Source organism: Microbacterium sp. 2216-1 (assembly GCF_046507855.1).
GTDB classification, from domain to species: Bacteria; Actinomycetota; Actinomycetes; order Actinomycetales; family Microbacteriaceae; genus Microbacterium; species Microbacterium esteraromaticum_C.
In genome coordinates this window covers 197957-221273 of the sequence record NZ_JBKFTM010000002.1, presented here as the reverse complement: position 1 = coordinate 221273, position 23317 = coordinate 197957, and the positions used below count along the sequence as shown (strand labels likewise).

The 23317-nt window shown below is 67.9% G+C and carries 21 protein-coding genes; 14 read left to right on the top strand and 7 right to left on the bottom strand.

Features of this window, described 5'->3' with window-relative positions; translation table 11 throughout:
• The first annotated feature begins 1148 nt into the window (after positions 1–1148).
• From ACLD0U_RS08910 to ACLD0U_RS08895, 4 genes are all read left to right on the top strand, one after another.
• Entirely contained in the window at positions 1149–2030 is an 882-nt protein-coding gene (locus ACLD0U_RS08910; protein WP_410340408.1) for a ParA family protein, read from the top strand.
• Positions 2030–3067: a ParB/RepB/Spo0J family partition protein gene (locus ACLD0U_RS08905; RefSeq protein ID WP_410340407.1), complete on the top strand. Its 1038-nt coding sequence runs from the start codon at positions 2030–2032 to the stop codon at positions 3065–3067. Before ACLD0U_RS08910 ends, ACLD0U_RS08905 begins: the two co-directional genes overlap by 1 nt.
• A gap of 91 nt (positions 3068–3158) precedes the next feature.
• Complete coding sequence (locus tag ACLD0U_RS08900; RefSeq protein ID WP_410340406.1) at positions 3159–4613, top strand: sugar porter family MFS transporter; 1455 nt, start codon at positions 3159–3161, stop codon at positions 4611–4613.
• A gap of 9 nt (positions 4614–4622) precedes the next feature.
• Positions 4623–4913 (top strand): tryptophan synthase subunit alpha, encoded by a 291-nt coding sequence (locus ACLD0U_RS08895; RefSeq protein WP_179409584.1) that lies wholly within the window; start codon positions 4623–4625, stop codon positions 4911–4913.
• A gap of 121 nt (positions 4914–5034) precedes the next feature.
• Here the strand turns inward: ACLD0U_RS08895 and trxA are convergent, their stop codons facing one another.
• The 4 genes from trxA to ACLD0U_RS08875 all read right to left on the bottom strand — a co-directional run bounded on the left by trxA (position 5035) and on the right by ACLD0U_RS08875 (position 10225).
• Complete coding sequence (gene trxA / locus ACLD0U_RS08890) at positions 5035–5358, bottom strand: thioredoxin (RefSeq protein WP_410340405.1); 324 nt, start codon at positions 5356–5358, stop codon at positions 5035–5037.
• A gap of 61 nt (positions 5359–5419) precedes the next feature.
• Positions 5420–6388, bottom strand: a complete 969-nt coding sequence (gene trxB, locus ACLD0U_RS08885) for a thioredoxin-disulfide reductase (RefSeq protein WP_274367961.1) — start codon at positions 6386–6388, stop codon at positions 5420–5422.
• 106 nt (positions 6389–6494) lie between these two features.
• Positions 6495–8114: a murein biosynthesis integral membrane protein MurJ gene (murJ, locus tag ACLD0U_RS08880; protein ID WP_410340404.1), complete on the bottom strand. Its 1620-nt coding sequence runs from the start codon at positions 8112–8114 to the stop codon at positions 6495–6497.
• Positions 8111–10225, bottom strand: coding sequence for a DUF6049 family protein (locus ACLD0U_RS08875; protein WP_410340403.1), 2115 nt, complete (start codon positions 10223–10225; stop codon positions 8111–8113). The genes murJ and ACLD0U_RS08875 overlap by 4 nt, the downstream gene beginning before the upstream one ends.
• An 88-nt stretch (positions 10226–10313) precedes the next feature.
• On the opposite strand from ACLD0U_RS08875, the gene ACLD0U_RS08870 reads away from it, so the two are divergent.
• The gene (locus tag ACLD0U_RS08870; RefSeq protein WP_410340402.1) at positions 10314–11828 is read left to right on the top strand and encodes a methyltransferase; all 1515 of its coding nucleotides are present in this window, start codon (positions 10314–10316) and stop codon (positions 11826–11828) included.
• Between the two features lie 29 nt (positions 11829–11857).
• Positions 11858–12916 (top strand): LLM class flavin-dependent oxidoreductase, encoded by a 1059-nt coding sequence (locus ACLD0U_RS08865; RefSeq protein WP_410340401.1) that lies wholly within the window; start codon positions 11858–11860, stop codon positions 12914–12916.
• A 60-nt stretch (positions 12917–12976) separates the two neighbouring features.
• Here the strand turns inward: ACLD0U_RS08865 and ACLD0U_RS08860 are convergent, their stop codons facing one another.
• On the bottom strand, positions 12977–14206 hold the full coding sequence (locus ACLD0U_RS08860) for an FAD-dependent oxidoreductase (RefSeq protein ID WP_410340400.1): 1230 nt from the start codon (positions 14204–14206) through the stop codon (positions 12977–12979).
• 74 nt (positions 14207–14280) lie between these two features.
• Between ACLD0U_RS08860 and ACLD0U_RS08855 the strand changes: the two genes are divergently transcribed.
• The 5 genes from ACLD0U_RS08855 (at position 14281) to ACLD0U_RS08835 (ending at position 19899) form a co-directional block, all read left to right on the top strand.
• The gene (locus ACLD0U_RS08855) at positions 14281–14901 is read left to right on the top strand and encodes a TetR/AcrR family transcriptional regulator (protein WP_410340399.1); all 621 of its coding nucleotides are present in this window, start codon (positions 14281–14283) and stop codon (positions 14899–14901) included.
• A 26-nt stretch (positions 14902–14927) separates the two neighbouring features.
• Entirely contained in the window at positions 14928–16400 is a 1473-nt protein-coding gene (locus tag ACLD0U_RS08850) for a CCA tRNA nucleotidyltransferase (protein WP_410340398.1), read from the top strand.
• Positions 16401–16481: 81 nt separating this feature from the next.
• Positions 16482–17831: a helix-turn-helix domain-containing protein gene (locus tag ACLD0U_RS08845; RefSeq protein WP_206821410.1), complete on the top strand. Its 1350-nt coding sequence runs from the start codon at positions 16482–16484 to the stop codon at positions 17829–17831.
• Between the two features lie 128 nt (positions 17832–17959).
• Positions 17960–19507: an aldehyde dehydrogenase family protein gene (locus ACLD0U_RS08840; RefSeq protein ID WP_206550896.1), complete on the top strand. Its 1548-nt coding sequence runs from the start codon at positions 17960–17962 to the stop codon at positions 19505–19507.
• Complete coding sequence (locus ACLD0U_RS08835) at positions 19507–19899, top strand: DUF779 domain-containing protein (protein WP_410340397.1); 393 nt, start codon at positions 19507–19509, stop codon at positions 19897–19899. The genes ACLD0U_RS08840 and ACLD0U_RS08835 overlap by 1 nt, the downstream gene beginning before the upstream one ends.
• 9 nt (positions 19900–19908) lie before the next feature.
• On the opposite strand, the gene ACLD0U_RS08830 is transcribed toward ACLD0U_RS08835, so the two are convergent.
• Entirely contained in the window at positions 19909–20910 is a 1002-nt protein-coding gene (locus tag ACLD0U_RS08830) for a hypothetical protein (RefSeq protein ID WP_410340396.1), read from the bottom strand.
• 90 nt (positions 20911–21000) lie between these two features.
• Here ACLD0U_RS08830 and ACLD0U_RS08825 point away from each other — a divergent pair, with 90 nt between their 5' ends.
• Complete coding sequence (locus ACLD0U_RS08825; protein ID WP_410340395.1) at positions 21001–21207, top strand: type II toxin-antitoxin system VapB family antitoxin; 207 nt, start codon at positions 21001–21003, stop codon at positions 21205–21207.
• Positions 21204–21644: a PIN domain-containing protein gene (locus tag ACLD0U_RS08820; RefSeq protein WP_410340394.1), complete on the top strand. Its 441-nt coding sequence runs from the start codon at positions 21204–21206 to the stop codon at positions 21642–21644. The genes ACLD0U_RS08825 and ACLD0U_RS08820 overlap by 4 nt, the downstream gene beginning before the upstream one ends.
• A 97-nt stretch (positions 21645–21741) precedes the next feature.
• On the opposite strand, the gene ACLD0U_RS08815 is transcribed toward ACLD0U_RS08820, so the two are convergent.
• A complete protein-coding gene (locus ACLD0U_RS08815; protein ID WP_206821413.1) occupies positions 21742–22776 on the bottom strand; it encodes an NAD(P)-dependent alcohol dehydrogenase in 1035 nt (344 codons plus the stop codon).
• 155 nt (positions 22777–22931) lie between these two features.
• Here ACLD0U_RS08815 and ACLD0U_RS08810 point away from each other — a divergent pair, with 155 nt between their 5' ends.
• Complete coding sequence (locus ACLD0U_RS08810) at positions 22932–23288, top strand: hypothetical protein (protein WP_274367950.1); 357 nt, start codon at positions 22932–22934, stop codon at positions 23286–23288.
• Positions 23289–23317: the final 29 nt, after the last annotated feature.

Genomic DNA, 23317 nt, shown 5'->3' with positions numbered 1-23317 from the left:
CGGTGGTCACGGTCGTTGAGCGAGCGAAGGGAGTCGAAACGTGCGCCCTGTGGAGGCGGGCATTTCGTCTCGTCGCTTCGCTCCTCGCTCAATGACCGGGCGAGAGGACTCGGGCGTTGAGCGAGCGAAGCGAGTCGAAACGAGTATCCCTCGAGGGCGCAGGCTCATTTCGTCTCGGTGCTGCGCTCCTCGCTCAATGACCGGGTGGTGTTTCACGTGAAACGCGCGGTGGTCACGGTCGTTGAGCGAGCGAAGGGAGTCGAAACGTGCGCCCTGTGGAGGCGGGCATTTCGTCTCGTCGCTGCGCTCCTCGCTCAATGACCGGGCGAGAGGACTCGGACGTTGAGCGAGCGAAGCGAGTCGAAACGAGTATCCCTCGAGGGCGCAGGCTCATTTCGTCTCGTCGCTGCGCTCCTCGCTCAATGACCGGTGGTGTTTCACGTGAAACGGCAGCCATCGCCGGGCGCCTGCGGGGAGGTTTGACAGGGGAGGGGACTCGGTCGTTGAGCGAGCGGAGCGAGTCGAAACGTGCGCCCTGTGGAGGCGGGCATTTCGTCTCGTCGCTTCGCTCCTCGCTCAATGACCGCACGCACGGTCGTTGAGCGAGCTGCGCGAATCGGAACGCATTGCAGCGGGCGTCGGGCATTTCGTCTCGTCGCTGCGCTCCTCGCTCAATGACCGGGCGAGAGGACTCGGACGTTGAGCGAGCGAAGCGAGTCGAAACGAGTATCCCTCGAGGGCGCAGGCTCAGTTCGTCTCGTCTCGTCTCGTCGCTTCGCGCCTCGCTCAATGACCGGGTGGTGTTTCACGTGAAACGCGCGGTGGTCACGGTCGTTGAGCGAGCGAAGCGAGTCGAAACGCATCGCAACGGAAGTCGGGCATTTCGTCTCGTCGCTTCGCTCCTCGCTCAATGACCGGGCGAGAGGACTCGGACGTTGAGCGAGCGAAGCGATTCGAGACGAGTATCCCTCGAGGGCGCAGGCTCATTTCGTCTCGGTGCTTCGCTCCTCGCTCAATGACCGGGTCGGAGCCGCGCTCAAATGACCGAAGCAGACAGCTGCCTCGGTTAGAGTGGATGACGGTCCCGAAAGGAGTCGATGTTTCACGTGAAACCATCCGACAACGCATCGCCGAACACCGATCTCGGGATGGATACCCCGCTCGCGCGGGAGCTGGCTGATCTGGCCTCCCGACGCAAAGCCCTCAGCAAGGTCAAGGTCTCCTTCGACGGTGACACCCGAATCTTCACGGTGTCGAACCAGAAGGGCGGAGTCGGAAAGACGACGACGACCGTCAACCTGGCATCCGCACTTGCCGAGCTCGGCGCAAGAGTCCTCGTGATCGACCTTGACCCGCAGGGCAACGCCTCCACGGCACTGAGTGTGACGCACACCGCCGAGACCGCCAGCATCTACGACGTGCTGATCAACGACCAGCCATTCGGCGAGATCGTCCAGCCGAGCCCCGAGTCGCCGAACCTGTTCTGCGCACCGAGCACCATTCATCTCGCCGGCGCTGAGATCGAACTGGTGTCGCAGGTCGCGCGTGAGTTCCGCCTGCGGCGCGCGCTCGAGATCTACCTGCGTGAGAACCCGAAGGACGTCGTGATCATCGACTGCCCGCCTTCGCTCGGACTCCTCACGATCAACGCCTTCACCGCGGCGACCGAGGTGCTCATCCCGATCCAGTGCGAGTACTACGCGCTCGAGGGCCTGAGCCAGCTGCTCGGGAACATCCAGATGATCCAGAAGCACCTCAACCCCGACCTCACCCTCTCGACGATCCTCCTGACGATGTATGACGCCCGCACGCGTCTGGCGCAGCAGGTCTCCGACGAGGTACGCGCTCACTTCCCGCAGCAGATTCTCGACGCCGTGATCCCACGGTCAGTGCGCGTCTCGGAAGCTCCCAGCTTCGGACAGACCGTCATCGCGTACGACGGCACATCTGCCGGCGCGGTCGCGTATCGGGAGGCAGCAGTGGAAATCGCTCAGCGGGGTCAGCAATCCGCTCAGAACAAGGGAGCATGATGGCCAAACGCACTGGACTCGGACGGGGCATCGGCGCGCTCATTCCGACAGCAGATCAGACCGAACGCCCGGTCGACGTGTTCTTCCCCGGCAACGTCAAAATCGCGACCGAGACGGTCGCTCCCGACGCCGCGGATGCCAAGACCAAGGCAAAGACCGCGCGTCCGGCCAAGACCTCGGATGCTACAGACGAGACCGCCACAGACGCCGACGCCGCCCTCGCAGAGATCCCGGGCATCCGCCTGATCCAGGTCGACCCGAAGCTCATCGTCCCCAACCCCCGCCAGCCGCGCACCCACTTCGACGAGGACCACCTCGCTGAGCTCGTGCACAGCGTCAAGGAGTTCGGCGTTCTGCAGCCCGTCGTCGTTCGCCGCAACAGCGGTGGCGAGTACGAGCTGATCATGGGGGAGCGGCGCACGCGCGCCGCACGCGAGGCCGGCCTCGAGGCGATCCCCGCAATCGTGCGCGAGACCGCCGATGAGGATCTGCTGCGCGACGCACTGCTCGAGAACCTGCACCGTTCGGAGCTCAACCCGCTAGAAGAGGCCTCCGCCTACCAGCAGCTGCTCGAGGACTTCGGGATCACGCAGGAAGAGCTGGCCACTCGCATCGGTCGGTCGCGCCCGCAGATCAGCAACACCATCCGTCTGCTGCGTCTTCCCGTTCCGGTGCAGCAGCGTGTTGCTGCCGGTGTGCTCTCGGCCGGCCACGCACGCGCGATTCTCTCGGTCGACGACCCTGAGCAGATGCAGCGTCTGGCCGACAAGGTTGTGAACGAGGATCTCTCGGTGCGTGCCACCGAGGCGGCGGCGAAGAGCCTTCCGGCCGATTCGTCGCGCTCCGTCAAGCCGAAGGCCGGCGCCCGCCGTGCATACCTCGACGAGGTGTCGACCAAGCTCGGTGACCGTCTGAACACCCGCGTGCAGATCGCGCTGGGCGCGCGCAAGGGCCAGGTCAAGATCGAGTTCGCCTCGATCCAGGACCTGAACCGGATTCTCGCCGAGCTCGGCGAAGAGGAGTACGGCAGCCGCTGACGCATCGCCCCCCGAGAACGCTCTTCCGTGAGCGGGTCGGCTCGGATAGTATCCGGGCACCTGCACACTGTCGATCGCACCGGGGGGAATGATGGCTGACGCAAGGCAACCTCACGCAAGGCAACCGGGCGCGATCCACGGCCGTGTGATCGGCGTCAGTATCGCCGCCGCGCTCGGTGGATTCCTATTCGGATTCGACACGGCCGTGATCAACGGCGCCGTGGATGCCCTGTCTGACGCCTTCGATCTCGGTGTCGCGCTGAAGGGCTTCGCCGTCTCGTCGGCGTTGATCGGTTGCGCACTGGGTGCCTGGTTTGCAGGACCCCTCGCAAACAGGTTCGGCCGCGTGCCGACGATGGTCACCGCAGCGGTGCTGTTCTTCATCTCGGCCATCGGTTCCGGCCTGGCGTTCGGTGTGATCGATCTGATCGTCTGGCGTGTGATCGGCGGCCTGGGTGTGGGCGCGGCGTCGGTGATCGCGCCGGCGTACATCGCCGAGGTGTCACCGGCGCGGGTGCGCGGCCGCCTCGGCTCGCTGCAGCAGCTCGCGATCGTGACGGGCATCTTCGTCGCACTGCTGTCGGATGCCATGCTCGCCAACTTCGCCGGGGGAGCGGCCGGTTCGTTGTGGGGCCTGCAGGCGTGGCGATGGATGTTCATGGCCGAGGCGATCCCGGCTCTCGTCTACGGACTCATGGCCCTGCGGTTGCCCGAGTCGCCGCGCTATCTGGTCGCGCGTGGCCATCTCGAGCGCGCCGGGCAGGTGCTCACGGATGTCACCGGTGAGATCGACGTCGGCGCGAAGATCGACGAGATCACCGGCACGATCAACACCGAGCGGCAGGAGTCGCTGCGCGACCTGCGGGGCCACCGTTTCGGACTCAAGCCGATCGTGTGGGTCGGCATCCTGCTGAGTGTGTTCCAGCAGTTCGTCGGCATCAACGTGATCTTCTACTACTCGACGACGCTGTGGCGATCGGTTGGCTTCGATGAGTCCGATGCCCTGACGATCACCGTGATCACGTCGGTGACGAACATCGTCGTGACGATCGTGGCGATCCTGCTCGTCGATCGCGTCGGTCGTCGCCTCATGCTGATGGTCGGATCGATCGGCATGGCGGCGACCCTGGGTTTGATGGCCGTGGCGTTCTCGTTCGGGACGGTGGATGCTGCAGGCGAGGTCGCGCTGGCCGAGCCGTGGTCGACGATCGCGCTGGTCTCGGCGAACGCCTTTGTGGTCTTCTTCGGGGCGACGTGGGGGCCGCTGGTCTGGGTGCTTCTGGGGGAGATGTTCCCGAACTCGATCCGCGCGGGGGCTCTCGCGGTCGCTGCGGCCGCTCAGTGGGTGGCGAACTTCTTCATCTCGACCACGTTCCCGGCCTTCGCTGAGATCGGTCTGACGTTTGCGTATGGCTTCTACGCGTTCTTCGCGTTGCTGTCGTTCTTCTTCGTGTACTTCAAGGTCGCCGAGACCAAGGGGCGCGAGCTCGAATCGATGACCGAGGAAGTGATCGTGCAACGCCGGGGTGCTCGTCATCGCGCGTAGGCTTGATGGGTGAGTGATGACTTTCCGCGCCGAGCCAGCCTAGAGGTGCTGCGCGCCGAGGCCGCCGATGAGCGGTCGGTGCTCGTGCACGAGCGTCTGCGCTTCGGTGAGGACCCGTGGGACTTCATGAGCGAGCTTCCCACGACCGACGAACTGGTCGTGTTGTTACTGCGCGCCGACGTCGCAGCCGATCAGGGCGGCACGATCGCGGACCGCGGATGGAACGACGGCGTCCTGCGCCGCATCGCGTTGGAGTACCCCGAGCTCAGTCCCACCGTGTGGCGGATGCTCGCCGCCTGAGCCGCGGTACGGCCTGCGCCACTGAACACGGACTGCGCCACTGAACGCCGAACGACAGCATCCGAGAACACGAAAGCCCGCCACCTCGAGAGGTGGCGGGCTTTCGTCGATCAGGGGAGGATCAGCCGATGAACGGCGCGAGATCCTGCAGGAGTGCGGGCTTGGGCTTGGCGCCGATGATGGTCGCCTTCACCTCGCCGCCCTGGAACACCTTCATCGCGGGGATCGAGGTGATCTGGTACTTCATCGCGAGGTCGGGGTTCTCGTCGACGTTGAGCTTGAGAATGGTGATCTTCTCGGGGTTCTCGGACTGGATCTCGTCGAGCACCGGTGCGACCATGCGGCACGGACCGCACCATGCCGCCCAGAAGTCGACCAGCACCGGACCATCGGCCTGCAGCACGTCCTGTTCCCAGGTGGCCTGCGTGGTTGCCTTGGCAGTCATTGCATCTCCTTGTTCGGTGTCACCCGGTCGAACGCCGGGCGTGGACGGAATGTTCCCGGCCTCAGCCGGCGAGGACCTCAGCGGCGGACGGCGTGGCTGCCGCAGCGTCTTCGAGGTCGGCGATGAAGTGCTCAGCATCTAGGGCGGCGACGACACCCGAGCCGGCGGCGGTTGCCGCCTGACGGTAGGTGGGGTCGATGACATCGCCGGCGGCGAAGATGCCCGGCACTGAGGTGCGCGACGAGCGACCGTCGACCCAGATCGTGCCGTCTTCGGTGAGTTTCAGTTTGTCGTGCACCAGGTGGGTGCGCGGGTCGTTGCCGATCGCGATGAACAGTCCGTCGAGCTCGAGGTCGCGCAGCGATCCGTCGACGGTCGAGCGCAGCTGCACGCCCGAGACGGCGTCGCCACCGAGCACCTCGGCGACCTCGGTGTTCCAGATGAACTCGATCTTGTCGTTCGCGAACGCGCGTTCCTGCATGATCTTCGAGGCGCGCAGGGTGTCCTTGCGGTGGATGACGTACACCTTCGACGCGAAACGGGTCAGGAACGTCGCCTCTTCCATGGCGGAGTCGCCGCCGCCGACCACGGCGATGGTCTTCTCGCGGAAGAAGAAGCCGTCGCAGGTCGCGCACCATGAGACGCCGTAGCCCGAGAGGCGCTCTTCGCCCTCGATGCCGAGCTTGCGGTAGGCCGAGCCTGTCGCGTAGATGATGGTGGATGCTTCATGCACGGCGCCACCGCCGAGCGTGACCTTCTTGACGGGGCCGTCGACGTCGAGCTCGACGACGTCGTCGTACACGATCTCGGTGCCGAACTTCTCGGCCTGCTCCTGCATCTTGGTCATCAGGTCGGGGCCGAGGATGCCCTCGGGGAAGCCGGGGAAGTTCTCGACATCGGTGGTGTTCATCAGCTCACCGCCGACCTGCACGCTGCTCGCGATCAGAAGCGGCTGCAGATTTGCGCGCGCCGCGTAGATGGCCGCGCTGAACCCAGCGGGACCGGAGCCGATGATGATGACCTGACGCATGTGCTCTCCTTGATCGCGGATGCTGGAATATCCGCACCGACTGGATAGAACCAATCGTAACCGCGCGACATTCCCGCCCGCTGGGTACGGGGAGAGCAGCTTCGGATCAGCGCGAGGGCAGGAAGCGGCGGGCGAGGCGCGTCACCGCTGACAGCTCGGGGGCGCGCAGCAACAGCAGGACGATGCCGTAGACGATGACGGCGGCCAGTCCGACCACGCCGGTGCCGACGGCACCCAAGAGCTTGTCGACAAGGGTGTTACCGGTCTGCCCGGCGGTCCAGCCCTCGCCGGCACCCATCAGCACGTACAGGCCCCACCCGGCGAAGCCGGCCGGGATCGCGGCGATGAAGAAGCGTCCGAGCGACAGCAGGGTCTGCGGCAGCTGAAGTCCGCCGAGGCGTTTGCGCAGGATCCAGATGGCAATGATCGTCTGCACGAGTCCGGCCAGCGACTGCCCCAGGGCGACAGCGGCGGCGAGCTGGCTGAGTGGGGCGACGGCGGCGGCGATGTACGAGAAGCCGATGATCAGTGCGACCTGCACGAGGGTGAACAGGAACGGTGTGCGAGTGTCGCCGTAGGCGTAGAACGCGCGCTGCACGATGAACAGCACCGACAACGGCAGCAGCCCGACCAGGTAGCAGACCAGCACGGGCGCGGCTTGTACGGCCTGCTCAGCGCTGTCGGTGAATATCCGGGTGGCGGGGACGGCAGCGACGGCCAGGGACACTCCCGAACCGACGACGAACAGCGACACGGCACGGATGCACTGGGCGACGTCGCTGCGCACCTCGTCGTTGCGCCCCTCGGCGGCGTGCTCAGCGATCTGGGTGAAGTACGGGGTGCCGATCGAGATCGCGAAGATCGAGTAGGGCAGCATGAACACCAACCAGGCGGCCATCATCAACGCCGTCGACGGGTGCTCGCCGGACGCGTCCGAGACGACCCGCGTCTGGATCAGGCCCGCGATCTGACCGGCGATGACCATCAGAAAGGTCCAGCCCGCGAGCCCCCCGACCTGTCGCAGGCCCACACCGCGCCAGCGGAAGTCGGGGCGCAGGCTGAGACCCGTGCGCCGCCAGGCGAACAGCAGCAGTCCTGCCTGTAGAGCAATGCCGAGCGTGGCTGTGCCGCCGAGCACGGCGATCATCGTCGGATCCCACGCGCCGACGGTGTTCTGGTTGCCGCCGAAGAGTGCGATGAAGATCAGGAACCCGGCGATCGAGATGATGTTGTTGGCGACCGGGGTCCACGTGTACGGACCGAACACCCGTTTGGCGTTGAGGGTCTCGCCGATCAGCGCGTACAGGCCGTAGAAGAAGATCTGCGGGAGGCACCAGTACGCGAACGCGGTGCCCAGTGCCAGCTGCTCTGGCGACCAGGATTCGACGTACAGCGCGACCAGCCACGGAGCGATGACCATCGCCAGGGCGGTGACGATGAGAAAGACGACGGTGCCGAGCGTGAACAGCTTCGAGATGTAGGCGCTGCCGCCGTCTTTGTGGCTGGCCGATCGCACGATCTGCGGGATGATCACGGCGGTGAGGATGCCGGTCTGGATGATCGTGAAGACGTTGTTCGGCAGCTGGTTCGCGACAGCGAACGCGTCGCTGGCCTGACCGATACTGCCGATCGCCGCGACGAGGACGATGGTCCGGATCAGGCCGGTGACGCGTGAGATCAGGGTGCCGGCTCCGAGGATGGCGCTGGCGCGGCCGAGACTGGTCATCGTTCTCCTGCGTCGTCGGTTGCGGGTTCGGCTTCGTCGGTAGCATCCGATTGTGTGCGCCGTCGGCGCACGGTGCGGATCGTTCCGAGCACGAGCAGCAGCGCGATCACGCCGCCGAGAATGCCAAGGCCGATGCCCTCCCAGTCGGCGCGCAGCGTGACGTCGGCGGTCGCCGCCTGGCCGATCGGGACACCAGTGGGGCTGGTGAGACGGAAGGTCACCTGCACGTCGCCGCTGGCGACGCGGGCCTCGATCGGGATGTCGACACGGGTGCTGCCCGCCGGGGGTGCCGTTACCTCGGTGACCGGTTGGATGTCGAGGCGCAGGTCTGACGGCGTGCCGAGCAGTGAGAGGTTCACGTCCCATGGCAGATCGTTGCGCACCCACACCGGCAGGGGCGCCGCAGACGTGAACAGCTGCACGGGCTTGGGCTGCTGGATGCCCACCGCATCGAGGGTGGTGCGCGCCCGCTCTTCCTGAGCAGCGACGGCGGCCGTGAACGCGGCGTCGTCCAGTCCGACCCCGATTGCGCGCAGAACGCGGATGCGGGTGGGACTGAGCAGTTGCGCGGGCTCGGTGAGAATGGTGGCGAACTCGGTGAGTCGCTCCTCATCGGCGAGCATCGCGTTCAGCCCGGGGACGCGGTCGATGGAATCGGCCCGCGTCGGCGTCGCGGATGACGGCGGCGCTGCCCGCAGCTCATCGAGCGTGACAGCGGGCGAGGCGAAAGCGCTGAGAGCCGCGCGCACGGCAGAGGGCGATCGCGTCTCGGAACGGTCGAGAGTCAGGATCGTGGGGGTCGCACCGCCGGCCGCGAAGAACAGGTGGCCGGCCGCGGCGGTGAGCTCCCGATCGAGCACGGCGGGATCGGTCGCCTCGACGGCGGCTGAGAGACGAGCGGATGCTGTCGCATCGGCGACCAGAGCGTCGTGACCGTCGACGGTCATGCGTCCTGCTGACGCACCGATGAACGACGTCGAGGGCAGGATCGTTGTGACGTCCTCGCCGAAGTAGTCGCCGAACACCGCCAGGTCGGCCGTGGTGACGTCTGACCGCGGCCAGAGCAGGCCCTGTTCGGCGCCGATGAGGGTCGTGAGCTGCTCGTTGTCGGGCAAGGTCGCTTCGGCATCCGCCGTGGACGTGGGCGCGGGGGTGGCGTCGACGAGCTGTTCCGCCGGCGGGAAGTCATCGGCCAGCAGCAGTGGAGTCAGGTCAGGGGTGGCGAGGGGCTCGGGCAACCCGGCGTGAGCCTGCACCGTGGCATCCGCGTCACCGAACTGCAGGGCGAACACTTCGTTCGGCAGCGCTTCGAGCTCGCTCAGCCAGCGTGTCGCGGTGTCGGGGGCCCGGGTTCCGAGAATCCGGATCGCGGCCGGGATCGCCGGGTCGATCGCCAGCACGGCGGTCGTGCCTGAGACCGCATCGAGCTGGCCGGCGAGGGCGCCACCCTCGGCGGTGAGCGCCGAGAGCTCGTCGGCAGTGAGCAGCGAACCGTTCTCGGGAGTCGCCGTGATCGGGACGAGGACGGCACTGTCGCGCCCACCCGATTCGGCGATCACCAGCACGGTGCTCGCGGTGAGGTTCCACTGTAGGGATTCTCCGCCGGCCACCGCCGTTGAAGCGCCCGAGAGCCGCGCCCGGATCGGATACACGCCCTCGTCGAGGTCGCCGAGTTCGACGGCATCCACGACGACGGTCATCGTGTCGGTCGTTTCCCGGTCGATGACCGGGGTCGGCTCGGTCGCCAGCGTATGGAACGTGCCACTGGTGGTGCCCTCGTCCAGCCAGTGATCCAGGGCCTCACGGTTGGTGAGGGCGTCGCGGCCGATCTGTAGGGCCACCGAGCCCGCGGTGAGTGTCGAACCGGTGTCATTCGCGAGGGTGATCGTGCTCACCAACGGGCCATCGGGTTCAATGGGCGTGCCCGATCCGGTCGACACCGAGAAGTGCACGATGGGGTCGGCCGGTGTGGGAGCATCCGTCTCGTCGTCGGCGGATGCCGCGGACGCGCCACCGAAGGCGAGGGTGCCGACGACGATCGCCGCGGCGAGGCGGCTCAACAGCCGGCGCGCGCGCGGGCGTGAGGCTTCGCGAGGGTGCGTCGTGGTCATGATCGGGGCCGTCGACGCCAAGGAAGCGGCGAGGACGACGCCCCCGAGTCTAGGCGGGAAGCCGTGCGAAACCCTGAAGGCGCGTAGAGTGACGCCCGTGCCGGACCACTCCCGCCCCCGCCCTGATCTCGTTCTCGCGCAGGCCCTCGCCGCCGATCTGGATGCCGCCGACTTCCGCTCGGATGCTTTGCGCACCTTGTGGGGGAGCGAGGCCGACGACGCGCTCGCCCGGGGGCTACGCGCACCGATCCTGCGGGCACTGGCCGACCGGGATGATCCGCTGTCAACGCTGGGCCGGTTCTGGGTGCTCGGGATGCCGCAGGCGCTTCCCGTCGTCGAGCGCGCGCTGCCGCGCACGGGGATCGACGGACTTGTGGCGATGGGGCTGGCCGCGCGGGAAGACGATCGGGTCGCGCCACTGGCGTTGATCACTCCGCAGTCGTTCGTGGATGCCGACGGCGTGGGCGAATGGTGGATCGCCAGCGATCTCGATGAGGGCGCGCTCGGAGGGGCACTGCCCGCCGATCACGTGCTCGGCGTGGGCGGTGCGTCGCGCACGCTGGCCGAACTCGTCATCCCGACGCCCGTGGAGCGCGCGCTTGATCTCGGCACGGGCTGTGGCATCCAGGCCCTGCTGGTCTCTCGTCATGCCGGCGCGGTTGTCGCCACCGACATCTCGGAGCGCGCACTGGCCTACGCCGAACTCAACGCCTACCTCAATGGTGTGCGCAACATCGAGTTCCGGCTGGGGAGCCTGTTCGAGCCCGTCGCGGGCGAGTCGTTCGATCTGATCGTCTCGAACCCGCCGTTCGTGATCACGCCGCGCGTCGCGGGTGTTCCCGCCTATGAGTACCGCGATGGCGGACTCATCGGCGACGCCCTGGTCGAGCGCTTCCTGCGCGAGGTGCCGACGCATCTCTCTCCCGGTGGGGTGGCGCAGCTGCTGGGCAACTGGGAGTCCTCCGCTGACGTGACGGGCCTGGACCGGGTGCGTTCGTGGGTCGACGATGATCTGGATGCCTGGGTGATCCAGCGCGAAGAGCTGAGTCCCCTCGGCTACGCCGAACTGTGGATCCGTGACGGCGGCACGCTGCCGCGCGACGACGAGTTCACCCGCCTGCTCACCGCGTGGTTGGACGACTTCGACCACCGCGGCGTGACCGCCGTCGGGTTCGGATACATCGTGCTTCGCCGCCCGTCGGCGGGGGCGGCGGTGCTGCGCCGGTTCGAGACGGCGGCGCAGCCGGTCACCGATCTCGGTCGGGCGCTCGGCCGGGGCCTTCAGGCGCACGACGCCCTCGCGCACGGTGTTCCCGAGCGACTGCTCGTCGCCCCCGATGTCACCGAGGCGCGGCACTTCATGCCCGGCGAGGATGACCCGAGCGTGATCGAACTGCGGCAGGGTGGCGGTTTCGGTCGCACGGTGCGGGTCGATCCGGCGCTCGCGGGGCTCGTCGGCGCGTGCGACGGCGAGCTCACCGTCGCGCAGATCGTCGCGGCGCTCGCCGACCTGTTCGAGGTGCCCTTGGCCGACCTGTGGGCTGATCTCGAGCCGCGTCTTCGCGAGTTGGTGCTCGACGGTTTGCTGCTGCCGGCGGAATAGCATCCGATGATCATGCGTTTGCATGAATCATGAAGGCGTTCGGATTTCTCTCGTTCGGGCACTACGGCGCAGTGCCGGGCTCGGCCACGCGCACTGCGGGCGACATGCTTCGGCAGACCATCGAGATCGCGCAGGGTGCGGACGAGATCGGTGTCAACGGTGCCTACGTGCGCGTGCACCACTGGGCGCGGCAGGCGGCCTCGCCCATGCCTCTGCTGACGGCGATGGCTGCACGCACCCAGCGCATCGAGGTGGGTACGGGGGTGATCGACATGCGGTACGAGAACCCCCTGCAGCTCGCCGAGGAGGCGGCCGCATTGGACCTCATCGCGGACGGGCGGATCGCGCTGGGCATCAGCCGCGGGTCACCCGAGACGGCGCTGCGCGGCTACGAGTCGTTCGGCTACGTGGATGCTGAAGACAGCGAGCGCGGCAGCGTGCTGGCCCGCGAGAAGTTCGACCAGTTTCTGCGGGCGATCGAGGGCGAGCGGATCGCACCCGGTGACCCGCGCACCGTCGGGGCCGGGCACTACCTGGCGATCGAGCCGCAGTCGCCGACCCTGCGCGACCACATCTGGTGGGGGTCGGGGTCACGCGCCACCGCCGAGACGACCGGCCGCATGGGGCTGAACATGATGAGCTCGACGCTGGTCACCGAGGCGACCGGGCAACCATTTCACGAGTTGCAGCGCGAGCAGATCGATCAGTTCCGTGCCGCCTACCGCCAGGCCGGCCACACCGGTGCGCCCCGGGTGTCGGTGAGCCGCAGCGTGTTCCCTCTGATCGACGACCGCGACCGCGCGTACTTCGGTCTGCGCAGTGCCGAGAACGGCGACCAGGTCGGTGTGATCGACGGCTTGCGATCGACCTTCGGCAAGACCTACGCGGCCGAGCCCGACGTTCTCATCGAGCAGCTCAAGGCCGACGAGGCCGTGATGGCGGCTGACACCCTGATGCTCACGATCCCCAACCAGCTCGGCCCGGAGTACAACCTGCACGTGCTGGAGGCGTTCGCAACACATGTCGCGCCCGCGCTGGGATGGCAGCCCAACACGGAAGGGCCTGTGCAGGGAGACACCATCAGGTGACGGCGATCTTCGCCGACACCCCCAGCAAGCGCCGTCGCGGGGAGGGGCGTGTGCCGGCCGCTATGACCGAGTTCCTCGCAACGCCTGGTGGGCGACGGCGTCGGGATCGGGCCGTCCGGCGACGAGCTTGACGATCGGTCCCAGCACGGCCCGCACGCTCAGTCGTCGAAGCGTGGTCTCACGCAGCCAGGCGAGTATTCGTCCGCGCCGGAACATGAGCCTCGCGAGCATCCGCGAATTCGACTGTGCCGCCTCGACGCGCGGCCGCTCCACCCGCTCCCATGCTTCGAGCAGTGCCAGCAGCGACTCGCGGTCGGCGTGCGCGAGCATCCTGCCCAGCATCCAAGCCGCCTCGATCGCCATCCCGGCGCCGATCCCGGCCGTGGGCAGGAAGCCCGCGGCCGCATCGCCGAGCAGCACCCCGTCGGGCAACACCCATCGCGCGGCGCGGGCGTCGTCGAGCCGCCACAGATACGGATCCGGAGCCGCCTCGATCGCTCGCAACGATGCCTCCAGACGGGGCCCGAGGGTATCGACCCGCCGCCGGATGGAGGCGGCGAACGCCGCCGGTCCGTCGGAGAGATCGGCGTCCGGGCCGCCGAGGAACACGCCCAGTCGACCCTTCACGGGGTAGGCGCCGAGGAAGAACCCGTTGCCCCAGATCTCTTCACCGAGCGTCGGGTCGCTGAGATCCTCCGCCCACCCGACCCAGCCCGACCAGCCCGTCCTGACCACCTGCGGCGCGGGTGAACCCAGCACAGACCGCATGTGCGAGCGGATGCCATCGGCACCCACGATCAGATCGAACTCCGCCTCACCGGTGGAAGCCCCGTCGCGGTCGACGAAACGGGCCGTGCGATCGATCACCTGCTGCACGGTGGTGCCGAACGTCACCGGGCATCCGCTTTCGGTCAGCACGTCGATCAGGGCTCCCCGTGAGATCCCGTTGTAGGAGCCGTAGACGCGCAGCAGGTCGCTCATCGAATCGGAGCGCAACATCGTGCCGCGGTGGGAACGGAACGCGTAGCGCTCCATGGGGGTGCCCGCGGCGAGATAGTCGTCGTGCACGCCGAGGTCGACGAAGGCCTGATCGACCGTCGGCATGAGGGCGAGCATGTAACCGGGGTGGTTCATCTCGGGCATCCGATCGACGAGCACCGGGTGCAGCCCATCCCGGCGCAGCAGTTGCGCGAGCGTGATGCCGGCGACGCCGGCGCCCACGATGAGCACTCTCAAGCGATCGTTCCGTTGCGCCGTGATCTGGGCGTCGAGCGGGGTATCGGTGAGCATGTTCCTCCTCTGGACCACCTGGTCCAGTGTTCACTGTACGCTCTCTGGACTGACTGGTCCAGTAGGCTGACCGCATGGCAACGCTCACCGGACACCACCGCGACCGCCTCATCGAGGCGACCGTCGCCGAGTTCGCCTCGGTCGGCTACGAGGGGGCGTCGCTGAACCGGATCATCCAGGCGGCCGGCATCAGCAAGAGCTCCTTCTACCACGCGGTCGGCTCGAAGGCAGAGCTGCTCGACGCCGTCGTCGAGACCCTGATCGCCGACGTGCGCACGCACTGGGTCCCACCGGCGCCCGAACTGTTCTCGGGTGCCGACTTCTGGCCCCGCCTCGACGCCGTGCTCACCGATCTCGGCGAGCTGGCCGCGGCCGATCCCGCGCTCGGACTGCTCGGGCGCATCTTCTACCTGCCCGCGGCCGGGGCCGTCGATGCGCGCACCGCTCTGCTCGACGCCGTGCACTCCTGGGTCGCCGAGGTGCTGCGGATGGGCGTGCGCACCGGAGCGGTTCGTGAAGACGTGCCCGTCGACGCCCTTGCCGCGGCGACCTTCGGCATGCTGCGAGGCCTGGACGAGTGGGCGCTCGGCGCGGGAGAGCCGCAGGCACCGCCAACCGCTCTGGATCACGCCACCGCACCGGGCCTGTTGTTGCGCGGAATGCTGGGGCGCCCTCAGCGGCCCGCCGGGGCCTGAGGACACCAGCCGGTAATCTGGAACCCATGCTCAATATGGCCGAGGGACTGTCCCGACTCGGCGCGCTTGCCGCGCATCCCGTCGTCGCCACCCTGTCGACGGCGTTCGCCGAAGCGGGCTACGAGCTCTCCGTCGTCGGTGGTCCGGTGCGCGACGCCCTGCTGGGGCGCGCGACCAACGACCTCGACTTCACGACCGACGCGCAGCCCGACGAGATCCTGCGGATCGTCACGCCCATCTCGACCACCCAGTGGGACATCGGCCGTGCCTTCGGAACCATCGGTGCGCGCGTGCAGAACCCCGGCGGTCCCGCCGAGCAGGTCGAGATCACCACGTACCGCGCCGACAGCTACGACGGCACCACTCGCAAGCCGGTCGTCGAGTTCGGCAACAGCATCGACGGCGACCTGCAGCGTCGCGACTTCACCGTCAACGCGATGGCCCTGCAGGTCACCCCGACCGCTGAGGGCACCGAGGTCGCGCCGGGACCGCGACTGGTTGACCCGACCGGCGGCGTCGAAGACCTGATCGGCGGCATCCTGCGCACTCCGATCGATCCCGACGTGAGCTTCGGTGACGATCCGTTGCGGATGCTGCGCGCGGCGCGCTTCAGCGCGCAGCTCGACTTCGCCCTCGACGAGGCCACTTTCGCCGCGATCGAGCGTCTGCGCGGCACGCTGAGCATCGTCAGCCCCGAGCGGATCCAGGGCGAGATCGTGCGGCTCATGCAGACCGACGACCCCGTGCGCGGCATCCGCGTTCTCGTCGATACCGGCCTGATCGAGCAGTTCCTGCCCGAGGTCAGCGCGCTGCGCCTCGAGGTCGATGAGCACCACCATCACAAAGACGTCTACGAGCACTCGCTGACCGTGGTGCGGCAGGCGATCGCGCTCGAGAAGAGCCGCAACCCCGACGCCGCCCCCGACGTGCCGCTGCGCCTGGCGGCGCTGCTGCACGACATCGGCAAGCCCCGCACGCGCAAGCTCGAGGCCGGTGGGGGAGTCACCTTCCACCACCACGATGTGGTCGGCGCGCGCATGGCGCGCAAGCGTCTGCAGGCGCTGCGCTTCGACGGTGACACGACGGATGCTGTCGCCAAGCTGGTCGAGCTGCACCTGCGCTTCTTCGGCTACGCCGAAGGGGCCTGGACCGACAGCGCCGTGCGCCGGTACGTGCGCGACGCGGGTGACCTCGTCGAGCGCCTGCACATCCTGGTGCGCGCGGATGTCACGACCCGCAACCGTCGCAAGGCGGCACGGCTCGCTTCGGCCTACGACGACATCGAGCGACGCATCGTCGAACTCCGCGAGCAGGAGGAGCTCGACAGCATCCGCCCCGACCTCGACGGAAACCAGATCCAGCAGATCCTCGGCATCAAGCCGGGCCGCGAGGTCGGCGAGGCGTACCGGTTCCTGATGGACATCCGCCTCGATGAGGGCCCTCTCGGCGCCGATGTCGCCGAGCAGCGCCTGCGCGACTGGTGGGCCGCGCGCGACTGATCCGCTCACGGCGCATTCACCGGCCGCGAAGCCGCTTTCCGACCTACACTTGAGCACACCGTCAGCGTTGATCGGAGTTCAGTGCCCTCACCTTGGTCGTCATCGCGTGAGAACCCGCCGGAGACCTCCCGGTTGATCATCGAGCGAGCCCATGAAGAGCTCGTCGCCGGTAATCTCGACGACCGCCGTCTCGAACAGGTACGCCCGTTCGTGCGGGCCTCATGGCAACGCGCCTGGCAGGACCGCGTGGGCGCCGAAGGTCTGCCGCCGTTGGAGTTCACGCCCGAAGCGCTCGAGACCTACCGCACCGGGCATCCGCTCGCCGGCGCGATCGAACTGATCCGCACCCTGCTGCTGCCCGGCGCCCCCGACGATTCGGGCGTGGTGGTCGCCGTCGGCGACCACGCCGGACGGCTGCTGTGGGTCGAGGGAGACCTTCAGCAGCGGATGCTGTCGGGCGAGATGGGTTTCGTCGAAGGGGCGAACTGGTCAGAGGCGGCCGTGGGTACCTCGGCCCCCGGCACCGCGCTGACGCTCGGAGAATCCGTGCAGATCCGACAGGCCGAGCACTACAACCGGCTCGTGCAGCCGTGGTCCTGCACCGCTGCGCCCGTGTTCGACCCCGAGACGCGTCGCGTGCTCGGGGTCATCGACGTCACCGGCGGTGACGAGGCGGTCACCCCGCAGGCACGGATGCTGGTGGATGCCACCGCTCGGGCCGTGGAGTCTGAGCTGATGGTGTCGCGCCTGCGGGCGCGGGCCCAGGGAGGCGACTCCCGAGGCAAGAAGCCAGCATCGGTGCGCCCTCGCCGCACCGTGCGCGAGACGCCGCAGCGCGTGCAACTGCACGTGCTGGGCCGCGACCGGGCGCGCCTCGACGTGAGCGGCGCCGACACCGAGATCGTCATCGACCTCAGCGCGCGCCACGCCGAGATCCTGCTCATGCTCGCCACTCACCGGCAGGGACTGTCGGCCGACAGGCTCGCCGAGCTCGTCTACGGCGAGGGGTCGACCGCCGACACCCTGCGCCCCGAGATGGTGCGCCTGCGCAAGGTGCTCGAACGCATCTCGCCCCAGCTCGTGCCGCAGTCGCGCCCGTACCGCCTGCCGATCGCCCTCGACACCGATGCGCAGAACGTGCTCTCACTGCTCGATCGTGGCGCCCACCGGGTAGCACTGTCGGCCTACCGCGGCCCGGTGCTACCCGACTCCGAGGCGCCGGGAGTGATCGAACTGCGCGAGAGCCTGCGGGGCGTGCTGCGCGAGACGATGCTCACCGAGGCCAGCGTCGAGGTGCTGCTCGCGTACGCCGAGATCCCCGAAGGCGCATCGGATGCCGCCGTGCTGCGCCTGTGCCTGGAGATGCTGCCGGCGAGGTCGCCGCGCCGTCCCGGGCTGGTCGCCCGCATCGAGAAGCTCGACCGGGCGTAGCGCCCGCCGCGGGCATCCGACGCATGCAACCCGATGCAACGTAGCGCATCGGCGTGCAACGTGGCCGGGCGTAGGTTTCTTCGCACAGGGACCCGCGGCGCTGACGCCGCCTTGTCGAAGGAGACACCATGACCATCGTCGAAGAGACCTCATCGACCTATGCCGCACCCGGGCAGGCCGGGGCCATCGCGAACTATCGCGCCCGCTACGGGCACTACATCGGCGGAGAGTTCGTCGAGCCGCTCAAGGGGCAGTACTTCGAGAACATCAGCCCCGTCAACGGCAAGCCGTTCACCGAGGTCGCCCGCGGAACCGCCGAAGACGTCGACCGTGCGGTCGACGTGGCCTGGCAGGCATTCGCGAGCTGGGGCAAGACCAGCCCCGCCCAGCGCGCTGTGGTGCTGAACAAGATCGCCGACCGCATGGAGCAGCATCTCGAGAAGATCGCCGTCGCCGAGACCTGGGAGAACGGCAAGCCCGTGCGCGAGACGCTCGCCGCCGACATCCCCCTCGCGATCGACCACTTCCGTTACTTCGCCGGCGTGCTTCGCGCGCAGGAGGGCGGCATCAGCCAGCTCGACGAGAACACCGTCGCGTACCACTTCCACGAGCCGCTCGGCGTCGTCGGCCAGATCATCCCGTGGAACTTCCCGATCCTGATGGCCGTGTGGAAGCTGGCTCCCGCCCTTGCCGCCGGCAACTGCATCGTCATCAAGCCTGCCGAGCAGACCCCGGCATCCATCCTCTTCCTGTTCGAGATCATCGGTGACCTGCTGCCGGCCGGCGTCGTCAACATCGTCAACGGCTTCGGCATCGAGGCCGGCGCCCCGCTCGCCCAGCACAAGCGCATCCGCAAGGTCGCCTTCACCGGCGAGACCACCACGGGCCGCCTGATCATGCAGTACGCCTCGCAGAACCTCATCCCGGTCACGCTCGAGCTCGGGGGCAAGTCGCCCAACGTGTTCTTCGAAGACGTGGCCAGCTCGACCAGCGACCCGTACTACCAGAAGGCGCTCGAGGGCTTCACGATGTTCGCCCTCAACCAGGGCGAGGTCTGCACGTGCCCGTCGCGTGCGCTCATCCAGGCGTCGATCTACGACGGCTTCATCTCGGACGGCCTCGAGCGCGTCGGCAAGGTCATTCAGGGCAACCCGCTCGACAAGAACACCATGATCGGCGCTCAGGCCTCGAACGACCAGCTCGAGAAGATCCTCAGCTACATCGACATCGGCAAGCAGGGTGGTGCACGCCTGCTCACCGGTGGCGAGCGGGTCGACCTCGGTGGCGACCTGAGCGAGGGCTACTATGTCGCCCCGACCGTCTTCGAGGGCACCAACGACATGCGCATCTTCCAGGAGGAGATCTTCGGCCCGGTGCTGTCGGTGACCAGCTTCAAGGACTACGACGACGCGATCTCGATCGCCAACGACACCCTGTACGGTCTGGGTGCCGGCGTCTGGAGCCGCAGCGGTGACACCGCCTACCGTGCGGGCCGGGCCATCGAGGCGGGCCGTGTGTGGACCAACACGTATCACCAGTACCCGGCGCACGCCGCGTTCGGCGGGTACAAGCAGTCGGGCATCGGCCGCGAGAACCACAAGATGATGCTCGACCACTACCAGCAGACGAAGAACCTGCTGGTGTCGTACGCCGAAGGTCCGATGGGATTCTTCTGATGCCCGATCAGGTGAGCAGGGTCGCCGTGTCTGACGACGCGGCGGCCCTGCTGCGGCAGCTGACGGCGCAGCACGGCCCGCTGATGTTCCATCAGTCGGGCGGATGCTGCGACGGGTCGTCGCCCATGTGCTACCCGATCGGCATGTTCGTGACCGGTCCGAGCGACGTGCTGCTCGGCACCCTCGACGTCGACGGGCTCGACCCCATCGAGGTCTACATGTCGGAGTCGCAGTTCGAGTATTGGAAGTACACGCACCTCACCATCGACGCCGTCGAGGGGCGCGGTGCCGGGTTCAGTGTGGAAGGACCGACCGGCAAACGGTTCCTGATCCGATCGCGGATGCTGACAGAGCCCGAACTGCAGCACTTCGGTTTGGCGGCGTCGGCGTAGGCGTCGTCGTCACCGGTTGATGAGATCGGCCTGCCAACTCAGGTCGGCGTTGACCGGGATCGGTGCGGCCTCGAGCAGCGGATCGGCGCACAGCGCCGCGATCAGCTCGGCCGAACCGGCCACGATCGTCGAGTCGAAGTCGATCTCGCTGACCATCACCCAGGCGCGATCGGTCGGCCACAGGATGTTCGGATGCTGCGCCGACGGCGCGAACCCGTGCTCTTCGCCGGGCCGGTCGCGCCAGGTCGCGTCGAGAATCCACGCCGGGTTGACGAACGCCGCCGGTGGCGCCGAGAACAGCACGTACTCCCGGTCGGGTAACTCGAGCTGCGGGCCCTTCGAGATCTCATCCGAGAGAATGCCGGGCTGCCAAGTCGGCTTGCGGAACACATTGTTGAAGGGATCGTGGATGCTGCGCGCCAGCATCTCCTGATGCGCGAGCGCCTGCGCGTCGGGTGTGCCGGAGGGGTCGTCCTCGGACGAGGACGACCCGATAGCGGGCGACGGCGCGTGACCGTAGTACCCGAGAAGCCCGCCGTATCCCGCCCAGACGGCGGCGACACCAGCATCCGGAGTCTCGGTGTGCGTGGCGAGGTGCGCGGCGATCCGGGCGAGCTGCGCCGGCTCCATCTCGCCCTCCATGGGTGCGGAGAACTCACGCCCGTCCGGCGCGACGCGCGTGTTCCAGTCCCCCTCGGGTGGGGTGCGCACGATGCGCTGCCACTGCGCGAGCGGGTGCATGACGGAGCCGAACGCGTCCGCCGCGTCGGCCCACGTGGCCGGCCGATCGACGTACTGGTCGATCAGCGCCCGAGCCTCGGCAGCGGGCATCCGCTCGTACTCCGCTTGCGTGGGAACCGCGCGACCGGGCAGCGACCGCACGACAGCGGGGTGGAAGACGCGCGCGTAGGCGCCGTAGCCGCGCGGCACGACCCCGTGCATGGTGCCGTAGCCCTCATCGAGCAGCGGGCGCAGCCAGTCACCCTGCGAGACATCGGCGATCCAATCCATGGCACCCACGGTACCCGGGTGGGACGACCTTGACGGTGACCCGCGGATATATACTGAAAGCTATTCGGATATAAGCCAAAGGATGATGCCATGACCAAGACGCTCATCGATGTCGACGACGACCTGCTCGCTCGCGTCATGGAACTGACCGGCGCGACGACGAAGAAAGCCGCGGTGAACGAAGCACTGGCGCAGGCCGCACGCCGAGGTGCAGCGCTCGGCTATATCGACCTGCTTCGCGGGGGAGCGGCCATCGAACTCGACCGAACAGAGGTGACCGAGGGCGCCCAACGGTGAAGGTCATCCACCTGGTTGACAACTCTGTGGTGCAACGCGTGCACCGCTCGACTGAGGTCGCGGCGGCGCTGGGGGCGCTCCTCGACACCGGTGACCTCGGCAGTTGTCTGCCGCAGCTGCTGGAAGAGGGATACTCGGCGCGCTCGGCGCATGTGCATGCCACGCTCGTGCGGGCGAATCACGCGGCCAAGATCTTCCTGCCGCCCGATGCCCGGGTCGCCGAGCTCGCCGTCGACCTGCAGGCGGGGCTGTTCGCTGAGGGGATCGGCCGATCTGTCGGCGTCAGTGACCTGCAGATCGCGGCCACGGCGATTCGCCACACGAACTCCCAACAGCAGGTCGCCGTCGTGCACTACGACGCCGACTTCGAGAACATCGCGCGGGTGCATCCCGAGTTCGCGCACCGCTGGATCGTGCCGCGGGGCACCGTGGCGTGAGCGGTGCGCGCGGCCGCGTTCTCGCCAGGACGCACCCAGGCCCGCGGCACGACGGCCGCGAGCCCGGGGCATCCGATCAGCGTCAGAGAACTCGGTCTCAGGGAACGACGACCGCGCGGCCGCGCACCGCGCCGCTGTGCAGCTTGCCGTACGCCTCGACGGCGGAATCGAGCGTGTAGCGCTCGACGTGCACGCCCACCGAGCCCGTGCGGGCGAGGTCGAGCACGTCGACCAGCTCGCTGCGGCTGCCCCAGTAGGGAGCCCGCACCGACGCGCCGAACGGCGTCGAGAAGAACCCGGTCGGCAGCAGCCCGCCGCCGATGCCGACGATCTGGATGTCTCCATCGACCGCGACGACCTGCCGCGCGATGTCGAGCGTCGCCTGCATGCCCGTGAAGTCGAACACCGCCTCGGCGCCCACTCCGCCGGTCAGCTCGCGGATCTTCGCGACCGCCGATTCGTCCGACATCAGCGTGTGGTGAGCACCCACCTCGCGCGCCAACGACAGCTTCTCATCGTTGATGTCGAGCGCGATGACCGTGGCGGGCGAGACCGCGCGCAGCACCTGGATGCCCACGTGACCCAGGCCGCCCGCGCCGATGACGACGGCCGTCGCACCGGCGCGCAGCTTCGACGCCGACGACATGATCGCGTGGTACGGAGTGAGACCGGCATCGGTCAGCGACACCGTTTCGACGGGATCGAGCTCACCCAGCGGCACGAGGTGGCGGGCGTCATCGACGATCACGTACTCGGCCATCGCACCCGGGGCACCAAGCCCAGGAGGGGCGATACCGAGTTCTGCCGCACGGGTGCAGTAGTTCTCCTTGCCCTGCGTGCACGCGTGGCACTGCCCGCAGCCCCACGGTCCGTAGATCGCGTACGAGCCGCCGAGTTCGATGCCCTCGACGCCATCACCGAGCTTGTCGACGACGCCGGCGCCTTCATGCCCGAGCGTGAGCGGCAGCGGATAGATGTACTGGTCAGCGGGCAGATCCATCAGGAACCAGTCCGAGTGGCACAGGCCGGCGGCGGTCACCTTCAATCGGATCTGACCCGGACCCGGTTCGGGCGTCGGGATCTCGACGAGCTCGGGGCCCTTGCCGATCTCGCGGTACTGGATGGCCTTCATGCCTGTTCCTCTCCGAGGGGCTGTGAATCCCTCTACCCGCGGCGCCGCACACCGACGCCGCAACTGATCCCAGCATCCTCTCGGTGCGGGCTTTTCTCCAGTCGACCCCAGACCCCGCGTACGCGGCACCTTCGCGGGCCGGTGATAATCGAGAGGTGACTGTTACTCAGACCCTTCCTTCGCTCGACGGCCGCATCTTCAAGATGGTCTCGTCGACCACCTCGGCCGTGAACCCCGAGGCGCCCAGCGTCTTCCGCTACTTCGAACAGGACGGGGTCATCTGGGGCGACTACACCGGTGACACGGTCACGATCGGCAAGTTCGTCGGAACCCGCACCGGTGACCGCATCTGGGTCTCGTTCGTGCACGTGCTCGTCGCCGACGGCTCGGTCGTCACCGGAGACGGTGAGAGCGACATCGAGGTCGACGACGACGGGATGCTGAAGCTGATCGAGCACTACGAGATGCACGGCGCACCTCAGCTGAGCGTCTGCGTCGAGACCGCCGCCTGACATTCCCGTCCCCCGCGCCTCGGCGCGGG

Coding starts and splice junctions, on each gene's coding strand:
- ACLD0U_RS08910 (WP_410340408.1), top strand. CDS start 1,149: ATGGATACCCCGCTCGCGCGGGAGCTGGCTGATCTGGCCTCCCGACGC.
- ACLD0U_RS08905 (WP_410340407.1), top strand. CDS start 2,030: ATGGCCAAACGCACTGGACTCGGACGGGGCATCGGCGCGCTCATTCCG.
- ACLD0U_RS08900 (WP_410340406.1), top strand. CDS start 3,159: ATGGCTGACGCAAGGCAACCTCACGCAAGGCAACCGGGCGCGATCCAC.
- trxA (WP_410340405.1), bottom strand. CDS start 5,358: ATGACTGCCAAGGCAACCACGCAGGCCACCTGGGAACAGGACGTGCTG.
- trxB (WP_274367961.1), bottom strand. CDS start 6,388: ATGCGTCAGGTCATCATCATCGGCTCCGGTCCCGCTGGGTTCAGCGCG.
- murJ (WP_410340404.1), bottom strand. CDS start 8,114: ATGACCAGTCTCGGCCGCGCCAGCGCCATCCTCGGAGCCGGCACCCTG.
- ACLD0U_RS08875 (WP_410340403.1), bottom strand. CDS start 10,225: ATGACCACGACGCACCCTCGCGAAGCCTCACGCCCGCGCGCGCGCCGG.
- ACLD0U_RS08865 (WP_410340401.1), top strand. CDS start 11,858: ATGAAGGCGTTCGGATTTCTCTCGTTCGGGCACTACGGCGCAGTGCCG.
- ACLD0U_RS08860 (WP_410340400.1), bottom strand. CDS start 14,206: ATGCTCACCGATACCCCGCTCGACGCCCAGATCACGGCGCAACGGAAC.
- ACLD0U_RS08855 (WP_410340399.1), top strand. CDS start 14,281: ATGGCAACGCTCACCGGACACCACCGCGACCGCCTCATCGAGGCGACC.
- ACLD0U_RS08850 (WP_410340398.1), top strand. CDS start 14,928: ATGCTCAATATGGCCGAGGGACTGTCCCGACTCGGCGCGCTTGCCGCG.
- ACLD0U_RS08840 (WP_206550896.1), top strand. CDS start 17,960: ATGACCATCGTCGAAGAGACCTCATCGACCTATGCCGCACCCGGGCAG.
- ACLD0U_RS08835 (WP_410340397.1), top strand. CDS start 19,507: ATGCCCGATCAGGTGAGCAGGGTCGCCGTGTCTGACGACGCGGCGGCC.
- ACLD0U_RS08830 (WP_410340396.1), bottom strand. CDS start 20,910: ATGGATTGGATCGCCGATGTCTCGCAGGGTGACTGGCTGCGCCCGCTG.
- ACLD0U_RS08825 (WP_410340395.1), top strand. CDS start 21,001: ATGACCAAGACGCTCATCGATGTCGACGACGACCTGCTCGCTCGCGTC.
- ACLD0U_RS08815 (WP_206821413.1), bottom strand. CDS start 22,776: ATGAAGGCCATCCAGTACCGCGAGATCGGCAAGGGCCCCGAGCTCGTC.